We start from the raw sequence: 12,503 nt of genomic DNA on the forward strand, positions 1-12,503 counted from the left end.
CGCTAATAACATGTTAACAAAATCTGTTAAAAATATATTTTCTTTTAAGAGCCTGTTGGTATTGGCCGCGGCCTCTTTTATATCGGTACAAAGCCAGGCACAACAGGGTTTTTTAAAGACTGACGGTAAAAAGATAACCGACGAAAAAGGCAAAAATGTGCTGCTGCGCGGCATGGGTCTTGGCGGCTGGATGCTGCAGGAGGGTTACATGCTGCATGTAACCAAAGATAGCCGCCAATACCGCATCCGCGAGCGGCTGGAGGAGCTGATGGGCCCGGTAGAAACCAAAGAGTTTTACGATACCTGGCTGGCCAACAACACCCGCAAAATTGATGTGGATTCGATGCATCGATGGGGCTTTAACTCGGTTAGGCTGCCCATGCATTATAACCTGTATACGCTCCCTATAGAAAAAGAACCCGTTGCCGGAAAAAATACCTGGATAGACAAAGGCTTTAAAATGACCGACGACCTGCTGGCCTGGTGTAAGGCCAATCATATGTATCTGATACTTGATTTGCATGCCACACCGGGCGGCCAGGGCAATGATCTGAACATATCCGACAGGAATACCGATAACCCCTCGTTGTGGGATAGCGAGGCTAACAAGCAAAAAATGATTGCCCTTTGGCATAAACTTGCCGACAGGTATAAAAACGAGCCCAACATAGCCGGTTATGACATTATTAACGAACCCAACTTTGGCTTTGATGACCCGGCGAATGATAAAAATGGCCTGAAGGAAAAAACCAATGCTCCGCTAAGAAAATTGATGGTTGATATTACAACGGCGATACGCCAGGTTGATAAAAAGCACATTATTATTATTGAAGGTAATGGCTGGGGCAACAACTACAACGGCATTTTGCCGGCCTGGGATAAAAACATGGTGCTTAGCTTTCACAAATACTGGAACTATAACGACCAAAAATCGGTAGAACATATTGTAAAAACCCGCGACCAGTACAACATTCCCGTATGGCTTGGCGAAACCGGCGAAAACTCCAACGTGTGGCTAACCGAAGCTATTGGCCTGTTAGAGAAAAATAATATTGGCTGGGCGCTTTGGCCGTTGAAAAAGATGGGTAATAATAACCCCATCGAGATACCATCGAACCCGAATTATGACGATGTTACCAACTACCTGAATACCGGCCGGAACAAGCCCAAGGAAAGCAATGTTTACAGCGGTACTTTAGAAATGGCCACTTATGCCCAACTGGAAAACGCCATTATTCACCATGATGTGATAGATGCTATTTTCAGGCAGCCCCACACCACAGCAACCAAACCGTTTAAGGCCAATAAGATTACCAATGGCACTATCATCAACGCGGTAGATTATGACCTGGGCCGCAACGGCTACGCCTATTTTGATACCGATACTGCCGACTATCACGTATCAACCGGTAAATACGGCAAAGGCAACAATGGGCACATGTATCGTAACGATGGGGTAGATATCGCTAAAGATTCTGCCGCCTACAATAGTTATTATGTAACCGATATTGAAAAAGGCGAATGGCTGCAATACACACTGAAAACCACGGCATCCGGCAGCTACACCGTAAAGCTTAAAGTAGCGGCAGCAGCCGATGATGGCAAAATAACCCTAAATGTTAATGGAGCCACTCAAGCTATCAATGTACCCGCCACAGGCGGCTTTAAAAAATGGCAGGTTATTGAGCTGAAAAATATCCGATTAAAAGCCGGTATTAATAAAGTTAGAATTTATGTGGATATGGGAGGCTTTAACCTGCATTGGATGAAGTTTGATAAGGAGAAATAATAGAGTATCAGCTTAAAATCCGGGCCAATTCTTTAATAAGAGTTGGCCCGGAACTTTTTACAAGGCAGGTAATGGCCACACTTGACAGGACATAACTGAAAAGAATAAGCACTAAAAATTTGGCGTACATACATATTGATACTTTTACTTTTTAACACTCACCTCGGTAATGGCCGTTCTGCGGGTGGCAGTATAAACAACACCGTTTACCATTTCGTACCCGGTAGAAACACTTTGCGAATAGCGTTTTAAAATAATGCCGGTGAGGTTGTCTATCAATATTGATCCGTTAATGCGGCTATTTAAATTGCCGCCTAAAACAGATGTTTTATAGGTTATTGTGGTAGTACGCCCGCTTACAGCGTAAATAGTATAACTGGTTTCGGCAGCTTTGGTGGCGTCTGTCCACGTGTAACCTTTTTTTAGTGCTGGGTTTACAGGGAAGTCGACCATAAACTGCAGGGTGCTGCCGGGTAATAACCGCTCGGGCTGGATGCCGGTGAACGACAACAGCGTATCATCTACCGATACAGGGCGTTTTAAATTCAATACTTCGCCTTTATGATTTACCGTAACCATTGGCCGGGTATTTACCATTTTTTGCAAACCTGCATGGATAATAGAATTTGGATCGCCTGGCCTGGCCGAATTATATACCAGGTTTTGATCCATCGCATTTACGGTATCAATCAACTTATCGGTTATGATGGTAACGGAGGCGTTCTTTTCGGTTGCATCTATTACTTTGTAGGTTTTTACAATGTTTGAAATCGAACCGACACGTAGCGTTTGACCGCCCCGTTGTAAAACACAATTTGATTTGGTGATAACCTGCCGTTGAAATTCATCGCCTATTTTAAATCTAATCTGCGCACAGGTAACACTGCCAATAAATGTTAGTGTTATAATTAATATATGTTTTAAATATACCATGATTGCTATCTGGCCTATTACTAAGCCAGCCTGTTTTATTTTTTAACTGATTTAGATTTAACTTTTTTTGCGCCTTTTATACTACCTGTTCTGCCTTCTTTTACGGTCACGGTAATCAGCTTGAAATTGGCATTTTCAGGAATCCCCGGGCTGGGCCAAGGTTCTAATCCGCCCCCGTTTGCCGGCGGGTTAGGCATGGCGGGGGTAAGTACCTCAGGCATAGCAGGCATTAATACGTTTGCAGGCGCGGGTTGGCCCGATGGAGCCGGCTCGGCAGGCAAAGCGGGCAATTCGGGCGATGCAGGTATCGGCAGCTCGGGAATTGATGTTACCGGTAAATCACGCAGGGATTGTTTTGGCAACCCGGGAGTTTCGGGCGCTCCGGGCATAGGAATTTCGGGCAGGTTGGCCTCAATACCCAATATAGTTGGCTGATCGGGCGTATTTACCACCGGCGACACCATTGAAACGGCGGCCAAAACCGGCATTTGCACAGGGGGCGCCGGCGGTAACGAAACCGGAGGAATATCGCTCAGGCTAAGCGCAACGGGTTTATCTAACTGAGGCTTGCCATTGTTGCCCCCTTTTGCCTGGGTGCCGGGATGCAAGGGCGGCGGCACAGGTGGCGGCACGTTCCAATCGGACTGATTGTTCCTGCTTTGGGCTACTACCTTGTTCAGGCAGCCAATAGTTATAACAGCAAAAACAAGGGCGATCAGCATTTTTTTGCCACGCACTCTTATTTTTCTTGTTTTTTTGATCAGGTATGTTTCCATTAAATGTCTATCTTTTTTATAAAAGCTGTTAGCTTGTTATAAAATGATTGATTATGTTTTGCTGAAATATATAATGTAAGTTGTTGATCTTTTTATTGGTTTGCTCCCAGCGTAGGCAATCCATATTAAAGTTAGCGTTTTTTAACTTATTAGCACTCAAAATCAGCAGTAACAAACGTTTCCGGCGTTGCGCCCGGCAAGCGGCCTTTTCTGTTTTCCTTTTCATCGTACTAATTATTGTAAATCTACACTTTATTAGCCCTCCCAAAAATACCAATTGCTTTGTATTGTGTGCCTTTTTTATACTCCATAAAATTGTGGTATGCAAAACTCAATAAATATTACCGGTGGGTGCTGGCTGTATTTATAGGTTGCTTAAACCAATTTGTTTCACCTAAAATTAAAGGATATGATAACCATTTTAGAATATTTAGCTTATTGTACCCCGGTTGTTTTTGTGGTATTATCGCGCGTTTACAAACTAAAATTCAATAGGTTACAGGGTACCGGTAAAATCCCTGATATCCAGGACGCTAAGCAACGTCAAACATTGTTTTCGGTATTGGCCATATTATCGGCATTACTGATAGTTGTTATACAATCGGAGTTTTTTTTTCAAAGCTGATAAATTACTATCTTTAACTGGGGTCATACACCCGGATATGAAATACTTGTTTTTGTTTTTGTTTCTTTCAATTATCCTTCCGTGTTCCGGTCAGAATATTGATAGCTTAAAAAAAATAGTGGTTGGTAATTCACCGGTCCCAATGCGCTTAACCGCCGCCGAAAAAACTGTGGCTTATCTGACCGCAAAAAATACAGAAGAAGTTTTGCCTGTTGCCCGGATAGGGCTAAACCTTGCTATGAGGCTTCATGATAAAAAAGTAACCGGTTTAATGCTAAGAAGCATAGCTGCAATTTATTTTTTTAAAGGCAATTATGATTCTACAGCCCATTATTGCGATAAGGCGGCGAATGTGTTGGCGGCCATAAACCAGCAGCATGTTTTGGCCAATGACTATATGCGGTTGGCAGAGGTGTATGCCAGGCAAAAAAATTACGATAAGGCCATTAGTCTTTACAACGCGGCGATAGACCTGGCACCCAAAACAGGCACTCGCCAAACGCTGATGTTTGCCTTAAGCGGCCTTGGCCGGCTGTATGAAGCCAGGCAAAATTACCAGGAGGCGCTAAATTATTACAAGCAATCTTTTGACATCGGCGATTCGATTGATTTTGTAAAAAAAGCGAAGGCAAATACCTCTGAAGCTTACAGCCATAGTTTTATGGGCGATGTTTTGGGGAGCATGAAACAAAAAAACATCCAGGTGCCCGACATTTTAAAAACGATAGAAACTAAAAAAGCATTAAGTGATACCCTTGCGCTTACCATTAATTATTTTAACCTGGGCCAGTTATATAAAAGCAAAAAGATGTATCCTCAGGCGCTGGATGCTTTGCAAAATTGTTTGCAATACGCAACACAGATAAATTATACCGACATGCAAAACAGTGCTGTTAACGAGATAGCCGATTTGTATGGGCAAATGGGCAATTACAAACAATCGCTTTTTTATTTAAAAAAGCATGCCGCATTAAGTACTACAAAAAACTCAAAAACCATTGATGAACTACAAACCAGGTACGAAATAACACAGCGGGAAGACCAGCTGCTGAAACAGCAGTTTGAAATAACCAAACGCAATTACTGGATGGTAGGCATCATTGTTTTTGTATTGCTGATACTTTTGATAGTTTTTATTTTTTATAAGCAAGCGCAGCTAAAGCAACGCAACGCGGCTATGCAGGCTATTATTGAAACTGAAGAAAGCGAGCGCAGGCGAATTGCGCAGGATTTGCACGATAGCGTAAGCCAAACCATGTCGGCAGCAAAAATTAACTTAACGGTTATTGGCGGCGAGCTGCCTTTTGTAAATGAAGATCAGCGAAAGCGATTTGAAAAGGCGATAAACCTGGTTGATTATGGCTTTAGGGAAGTACGAACAATATCGCACAATATGATGCCCTGGGCGCTTCATAAAACAGGCCTTGCACAGGTTGTTAAACAGTTTATTGAGAATATTGAAAACAATACTATAGCCATAAATTTTTACAGCAAAGGCTTTGATGCCCCGTTTGATGATACCATCGAAATTATTTTGTACCGGGTTTTACAGGAAAGTGTGAACAATGTAATGAAGCACGCCAATGCAAGCCGGCTTGATATTTCGTTGATAAGGGATGAGACAAATATCAGCCTTACTATTGAAGATAACGGCCTGGGCTTTGATGCTGCCAGCTCCGAAACCCCGGGTGGAATGGGGCTGAACAACCTGCGGTCGCGAATTAATTTTTTGAAGGGTAAAGTCGAACTTGATTCACAGGTAGGCAGGGGTACGCTGGTATCGGTATATGTACCGGTTACAGGTAAGCCGTTATAAGTTTACCTGGATGCTGCCACCTTAAATGCAGTTAGCCCCGGGGCAATAGTCTAAAAAAGTTCTAAACCGGCGGAAAAAGTGCTGTACTACAGAAACTGTTGATTAAGTAGCTATGCCGATATATGGTTATCCCTAACCATCTTTTCCAGTGCCGAAATCCATGTTGGTGAATCGTTCAGGCTTTCTACCAGCTGTACGCGTTCGCCGCCAAGGGCTTTAAACTCGTCGCCATACTCGGTGGTTACTTCATAAACGGTTTCCAGGCAATCGGCCACAAAGGCTGGGCAAAACACCAGCAGGCTTTTTTTGCCGGCTTTGGCCAGGTTGGCTACAATTTCGCTGGTGTATGGTTGTACCCATGGGTCGTTACCCAGGCGCGATTGAAAACAGACGGTATATTTTTCTGTGGGGATATTCAGTTTTTCGGCAATCAGTTTTGCCGTATGGTACGATTGGGCCGAATAGCAAAATTTATTGGCATCGGTAATTGTTTCGCAACATTTATCGACTTTTAGGCAGTGTTTGTGGGTATGGTCGGCTTTAATCAATTGCCTTTGCGGTAGGCCGTGAAAACTGAACAGCACATGGTCAAACTTTTCGGGTTCGTATTTGGCGCCGTTTTCGGCAAAGGTGGCAATCATCAGTTCATTGTCATGAAACGAGTTCACAAATGATATGGTAGGTTTGGTTGGCCACAGCATCAGCAATTCCATCACCTTATCATAAACAGATCCTGTACTGGCCGACGCATATTGAGGGAAAAGGGCTATCACCTGGATATCATCAACCAATGCATCCTTCAGCCTGTTCAAAGCCGATTCGATAGTTGGGTTTTGGTAACGCATTGCCAACTCAACAACATACTCGTCGCCCAGGCGTTGCTTTAAAGCTTCCTGTTGTAAAATACTGTAGTGCATCAGCGGCGACCCGGTAGTGTCGCTCCAGATAGCCCGGTATAACTTGGCTGATTTTGGCGCGCGGAACGGAACAATTATCCCACGAACCAGTAAGGTACGTAGCACAGGGTTAATATCAATAACCCGCGGATCCATCAAAAATTCATTGAGGTAGGTACGCACATCAGCTGTCGACGCGCTGTTTGGTGTACCTAAGTTGACTAATAAAACACCTTTTTTGCCCATAATTTTCAGTGTGCGAAATTAAGAATTTTTGGCCCGGCAAAGGGGTATGGGATAAATAAATTACAAAAGGGTAACAGGAAGAGAATCAAGAATCAAGAGTTACGACCGGCTACTGTTTGGCGGCGAAGCAAAAAAGGATTTAGAACTAACAACCAAGAGTCAAGGCACCTTTAGTTTTGGTGGCGAAACAAAGAAGACGTTTAAGAGCCAAGACACCTGAAAGCCTGACGCAGGGCTTGCTGGTATCAACAACATACAAGTGCAGCTATTTTGATTCTTGATTCTTAACTCCTGGCTTTACCTTCCACATCATCCACCACGGCGTTCCCGGTGAGTGATGATGCTCATAATGATAGCCAAAAAAATAGCAGCTAAAAAAGGCCAGTACGTGGTTTTTCTTTTGGCTTCGGGCAAAATATATATTATCATGTTCGCCTTTGTGGGGTTGGTAGGTGCCAAAATAGAATAACTGCAATGTGCTCATCAACGATGGCGCTACCCAAAAAAACAGCAGGTTTTGTTGGGGAATCCAAATTTTTAATAAGTTGAATAATATTGCCATTGCCACAATTTGCCATATAGAAAGATAGTTGCGGATAAACCTCACATACCAGTTCCAGAAATGGCCATTGTGGTAATCAGGATCATGATTTGTATGTACGTGGTTGTGATGCAAGTGATGCTTGGCATACAACTGTGGGTACCAGAATGCCGCGTATAAAAAAGTGCACAGGTAGCCAATTAAGTTGTTGATGCCCCGATTGGGTGATATGGTGCCATGCATGGCATCGTGCGCAGTAATAAACAAGCCGGTATATAAATGCATTTGCACCAGTACCAGGATGTAAACCAGTGGATTAGTAAAACTAAAATGCCATTGCATTAATAAAATAGCGGAAGTGGTCCAGCAACCTATTACCACCAGGGCAACCAGCAAACCAATATTGGATGGGCTTTTTTGCATGCGGATTATACAACAGCAAAAAGCGTGCTGCTAAATACTTTCAATAGCTTCTTTTACTTGTTGCATCAGCCACATAGGGGTTGATGTAGCGCCGGCAATGCCCACGGTATCATTTGGAGAAAACATGGATGGTTCTAATTCGTCTGCCGACGAAATGAAATAAGTATTGGGATTATGCTTGCGGCAAACTTCAAATAGTACTTTACCGTTTGAAGATTTTTTGCCCGATACAAAAACTATCTTATCAAAACGGGCGGCAAACTTTGGCAAATCCTTATCCCGGTTTGATACCTGGCGGCAAATGGTATCATTGGCTTTAAGGTTATATCCACGGGCTATCAACTCATCCTTTACATGGTAAAACTTTTCCATGCTTTTGGTGGTCTGGCTGTACAACGTAATATTTTGCGGTAACTCCATATTGTCCAGTTCGGCAATATCCTGAAAAACCAGGGCTTCATTGTTAGTTTGCCCTTGCAGGCCAACAACCTCGGCATGGCCGTGCTTGCCAAAGATCAGGATCTTCTCGTTCGAATCATATGATGTTTTGATACGGTTTTGCAGCTTTAATACCACCGGGCACGATGCATCTATCAGGGTTATGTTGTTCTCCAAAGCGATGCGATAAGTATCCGGGGCTTCACCGTGGGCGCGGATAAGTACTTTCTCGTTACGCAGGTTTTTCAGTTCGGCGTGCTCAATAATACGCAGGCCCTGTGCTGTCAGGCGCTCAACTTCTTCGTCGTTATGTACAATGTCGCCAAGGCAGTATAGGTAGCCATCTTCGGCCAGTATCTCTTCGGCCATATCAATGGCATAAACTACTCCGAAGCAAAAGCCCGAATCCTGATCAATAGTAACCTTTAAGTTATATGCTCCCATGGTGTTGCAAATATACCATTGATTTTGCTGATTATTTAACCGGATTTTAAAGATTAGGTTTGATTGACAGGCATGTGGTTTTGGTGATGAACAGAACCCGGGTACCTGCGGGTTAACATATGGACAATTACATACGTAATTACTATATTTAGCTTTTTATCATACTATGCAATTTGAATTTACAGAAGAGCAACTGATGATTAAACAGGCAGCCCGTGACTTTGCCCAAACCGAATTAAAACCCGGCGTTATTGAACGGGACGAACACCAGAAATTTCCGGCCGAACAAATTAAAAAACTGGGCGAGCTTGGTTTTTTAGGAATGATGGTTGCCCCGCAATATGGCGGCAGCGGCATGGATGCTATATCATACGTGCTGGCAATTGAAGAGATCTCGAAAGTTGATGCTTCTACGGCAGTCATCCTTTCGGTAAACAACTCGTTGGTTTGCAATGGGCTCGAAAAATTTGGCAACGAATTTCAGAAAGAAAAATATTTGGTCCCTTTGGCCAAAGGCGAAAAGATAGGTGCTTTTTGCCTGTCGGAGCCGGAAGCTGGCTCGGATGCTACATCGCAGCAAACCACTGCCATTGATATGGGCGACTACTATTTACTCAACGGCACCAAAAACTGGATAACTAACGGCAGTACCGCATCTACCTACCTGGTAATGGCGCAAACTAATGCCGCCAAACGGCACAATGGCATTAACGCGCTTATTGTTGAAAAAGGCATGGAGGGTTTTACCATTGGCCCAAAAGAAAATAAAATGGGTGTGCGCGGTTCAGACACCCATTCTATCATGTTCAACGATGTTAAAGTACCTAAGGAAAACCGCATCGGCGACGAGGGCTTCGGATTTAAATTTGCCATGAAATTATTGGAGGGCGGCCGCATAGGTATAGCTGCGCAGGCGCTGGGGATAGCGTCTGGTGCTTACGAACTTGCTTTGCAATATTCAAAACAGCGGAAGGCCTTTGGCAAGCCCCTGGCCGACTTACAGGGCATTCAATTTAAACTTGCCGATATGGCTACCGAAATTGAAGCAGCCCGCCTGCTTTGCCTGAGAGCTGCCTGGTTAAAAGATCATAACCATCCGTACGCGCAGGCCAGTTCAATGGCAAAACTTTTTGCATCGGATATGGCCATGCGTACCACCGTTGAGGCTGTTCAAATTCATGGCGGATATGGCTTTGTAAAAGAGTACCATGTAGAGCGCATGATGCGGGATGCCAAGATAACCCAGATTTATGAAGGCACATCAGAAATTCAGCGAATTGTAATTTCGCGCGGAATATTGAAATAATCACCTGAATTTTATACTTTTGATAGTATACCAATTTGGTAGACTATTTTACATCAACATGAAAATAAAATCCATCATAGTAGCTTTATCATCTGCCCTGATTGTGCTGACAGCAACGGCACAAACCAAACTTAAAACAGGTATATGGCGCGGGGCGCTAACAACCAAGTCGGGAAACGAAATTCCGTTCAATTTTGATGTTAAGGATACGGCGGGCAAACAACAGCTGGCTATTATTAACGGTGCCGAAAGGTTTAAGGTTACCGATGTTGCTACAGCGGGCGATTCTGTTTTTATACATATGCCGCTTTTTAATTCAGAATTTAAACTGAAGCTGGATGGCGATAAGCTAACCGGCAACTGGATAAAGCACCTGGCGAGCCAGGATGTGTTAACGCCGTTTGCGGCTACACCCAATACTGCATGGCGTTTTTTGAAATCGCCCGAAAAGCCGGATTATAACGTAGGCGGTCGCTGGTCGGCCATTATCGGCGAGGGCGAAGGGGCCGATACTACAGTAGGCGAATTTAAGCAGGTTGGCGCCAAACTAACCGGCACGTTTTTAACCACCACCGGCGATTACCGCTACCTGGAAGGTATTGTGGCCGGCAATAAATTGTTCCTGTCTTGCTTTGATGGTGGCCATGCCTACACGTTTACAGCCACTATTCAGGATGATAAAACCCTTACAGATGGTAAATTTTACGCGGGCTACTCGGGTATGCAAACCTGGGCTGCTATAAAGAATGGTAATGCAAAACTCCCCGATGCATACTCATTAACCGCGCTGAAGCCAGGCTTTAAGAAAATAGATTTCGCTTTTAAAGACCTGGAAGGAAAAACAGTTTCGTTGCAGGACAACCGATATAAAAACAAGGTGGTTATTGTACAGATATTAGGCTCATGGTGCCCCAACTGTATGGACGAGACCGCCTATATGGTTAACTACTACAAAAAATATCAGCCCAAAGGAGTGGAGGTGGTAGGTTTGGCCTATGAGCGCAGCAGCGATTTTGCCAAGTCGCAAAAGGCATTGCTACAGGTAAAAAATCGTTTTAATGTTCCTTACGAGTTATTGATAACCGGCTATACCAGCGATAAGGCCGAAACATCCAAAAGCTTGCCCATGCTATCAAAAGTAGTAGGTTTCCCAACAACCATAATCATTGATAAAGCCGGCGATGTACGTAAAATCCACACAGGTTTTAGTGGCCCCGGCACAGGAGAGTATTATAAAGAGTTTATCAATGAATTTGAAAAGCTGACTGACGATTTGCTGGCGGAGGCCCCGGAACTCGTAAAGGGAAAGTAGCAGCGAAACAGGGCAAAAAAACTATCATGCTGAGGTACGAAGCATCTATTCGCGAACTTTTCTATCGGTCATGCACAGCTGATAGATCCTTCGTTCCTCAAGGATGACAGGAAAATTGGAGATACCGAATATCCATCAGGGAACCTGAAACATAATGCCCGGATAGATTGACAATGGTGTGTGTGGCGATAATGTTTACGCTAATGATTCTCCTCCTCATCAATCTTATCGATAACCGAAATTGCCGCATCTTCAGTCACCCCAACTCCAAAATAGTCTTCCAGCTCTTTTAACGTTGATGAGTTGGTGGCAATATCTTTAATAATCACACCTTTTTCCATCAGCAGGATACGGTCGCATATATCGGTGATGTGGTTAAGATCATGGCTGGATACGATAGTGGTTATACGGTGAGCCTTATTTAGCTCCTTCAGCATATTTTTTAGCCGGAATTGTGTGCTGGGGTCGATGTTGGCAAAAGGTTCGTCCAACATAAGTAATTGCGGGTTTTGCAGCACGCAGGATGCAACACCTACTTTACATTGGTTGCCTTTGGATAAATCGCGGATGTACTTGCCTTTTTTGAGAATCTCGCCGTTAAAAAAATCAGATAGTTTTAGCAGGGTTTCATCAACAGTGGCTTTGCTTTGCTGGTGCAAACCACCTATAAAGTACAGGTATTCCTCGGGGGTAAGATAATCTATCAGGAAGCCTTCATCAAGATATGATGCGGTGTAGTTTTTCCAGTTTTCATGCCCGGCTACAACTTCCCCGTTAGATAATACTTCGCCGGTTTCGGGCCGGATGAGATCCAGTATCATCCGGAACAGCGTGGTTTTGCCGGCGCCGTTATTACCTACCAGGCCAACACTTTCGCCTTTGCTGATTACCAGGTGCGGCACGTCAACTACGGTTACACCGTTATATATTTTTTTCAGGTTTTTTATTTCAATCATGG

11 protein-coding genes are annotated in these 12,503 nt (G+C 43.9%); 5 read left to right on the top strand and 6 right to left on the bottom strand.

Translation table 11 applies throughout. From position 1 onward, the window contains the following. Window positions 1–10 precede the first annotated feature (10 nt). Window positions 11–1,789 (top strand): cellulase family glycosylhydrolase, encoded by a 1,779-nt coding sequence (locus ACFGVS_RS22610; protein ID WP_439695681.1) that lies wholly within the window; start codon window positions 11–13, stop codon window positions 1,787–1,789. Between the two features lie 144 nt (window positions 1,790–1,933). On the opposite strand, the gene ACFGVS_RS22615 is transcribed toward ACFGVS_RS22610, so the two are convergent. Both ACFGVS_RS22615 and ACFGVS_RS22620 read right to left on the bottom strand, forming a co-directional pair. Next, window positions 1,934–2,722 (bottom strand): hypothetical protein, encoded by a 789-nt coding sequence (locus ACFGVS_RS22615; protein ID WP_090652106.1) that lies wholly within the window; start codon window positions 2,720–2,722, stop codon window positions 1,934–1,936. 35 nt (window positions 2,723–2,757) lie between these two features. Beyond that, complete coding sequence (locus ACFGVS_RS22620; RefSeq protein ID WP_439695682.1) at window positions 2,758–3,498, bottom strand: hypothetical protein; 741 nt, start codon at window positions 3,496–3,498, stop codon at window positions 2,758–2,760. A gap of 409 nt (window positions 3,499–3,907) precedes the next feature. On the opposite strand from ACFGVS_RS22620, the gene ACFGVS_RS22625 reads away from it, so the two are divergent. Together ACFGVS_RS22625 and ACFGVS_RS22630 are read left to right on the top strand one after the other, a co-directional pair. Continuing rightward, window positions 3,908–4,123, top strand: a complete 216-nt coding sequence (locus ACFGVS_RS22625) for a hypothetical protein (protein WP_439695683.1) — start codon at window positions 3,908–3,910, stop codon at window positions 4,121–4,123. A 142-nt stretch (window positions 4,124–4,265) separates the two neighbouring features. Continuing rightward, entirely contained in the window at window positions 4,266–5,939 is a 1,674-nt protein-coding gene (locus tag ACFGVS_RS22630) for a tetratricopeptide repeat-containing sensor histidine kinase (protein ID WP_439695684.1), read from the top strand. Window positions 5,940–6,049: 110 nt separating this feature from the next. Here ACFGVS_RS22630 and hemH read toward each other — a convergent pair whose 3' ends face one another. The 3 genes from hemH to ACFGVS_RS22645 all read right to left on the bottom strand — a co-directional run bounded on the left by hemH (window position 6,050) and on the right by ACFGVS_RS22645 (window position 8,927). After that, complete coding sequence (gene hemH / locus ACFGVS_RS22635; RefSeq protein WP_274211107.1) at window positions 6,050–7,081, bottom strand: ferrochelatase; 1,032 nt, start codon at window positions 7,079–7,081, stop codon at window positions 6,050–6,052. 265 nt (window positions 7,082–7,346) lie between these two features. Continuing rightward, window positions 7,347–8,045 (bottom strand): fatty acid desaturase, encoded by a 699-nt coding sequence (locus ACFGVS_RS22640; RefSeq protein WP_439695685.1) that lies wholly within the window; start codon window positions 8,043–8,045, stop codon window positions 7,347–7,349. A gap of 30 nt (window positions 8,046–8,075) precedes the next feature. Further along, window positions 8,076–8,927, bottom strand: a complete 852-nt coding sequence (locus tag ACFGVS_RS22645; RefSeq protein WP_439695686.1) for a 4-hydroxy-3-methylbut-2-enyl diphosphate reductase — start codon at window positions 8,925–8,927, stop codon at window positions 8,076–8,078. Between the two features lie 166 nt (window positions 8,928–9,093). On the opposite strand from ACFGVS_RS22645, the gene ACFGVS_RS22650 reads away from it, so the two are divergent. Beyond that, window positions 9,094–10,233 carry an acyl-CoA dehydrogenase gene (locus tag ACFGVS_RS22650; RefSeq protein WP_439695687.1) on the top strand — a complete coding sequence of 380 codons (1,140 nt, stop codon included), beginning with the start codon at window positions 9,094–9,096 and terminating at the stop codon, window positions 10,231–10,233. 58 nt (window positions 10,234–10,291) lie between these two features. Then, complete coding sequence (locus ACFGVS_RS22655; protein WP_439695688.1) at window positions 10,292–11,545, top strand: peroxiredoxin family protein; 1,254 nt, start codon at window positions 10,292–10,294, stop codon at window positions 11,543–11,545. Between the two features lie 200 nt (window positions 11,546–11,745). On the opposite strand, the gene ACFGVS_RS22660 is transcribed toward ACFGVS_RS22655, so the two are convergent. Then, window positions 11,746–12,501 (bottom strand): ABC transporter ATP-binding protein, encoded by a 756-nt coding sequence (locus tag ACFGVS_RS22660; protein WP_439695689.1) that lies wholly within the window; start codon window positions 12,499–12,501, stop codon window positions 11,746–11,748. Window positions 12,502–12,503 lie beyond the last annotated feature (2 nt).

It is taken from the genome of Mucilaginibacter sediminis (genome assembly GCF_051903035.1).
Classification (GTDB): domain Bacteria; phylum Bacteroidota; class Bacteroidia; order Sphingobacteriales; family Sphingobacteriaceae; genus Mucilaginibacter.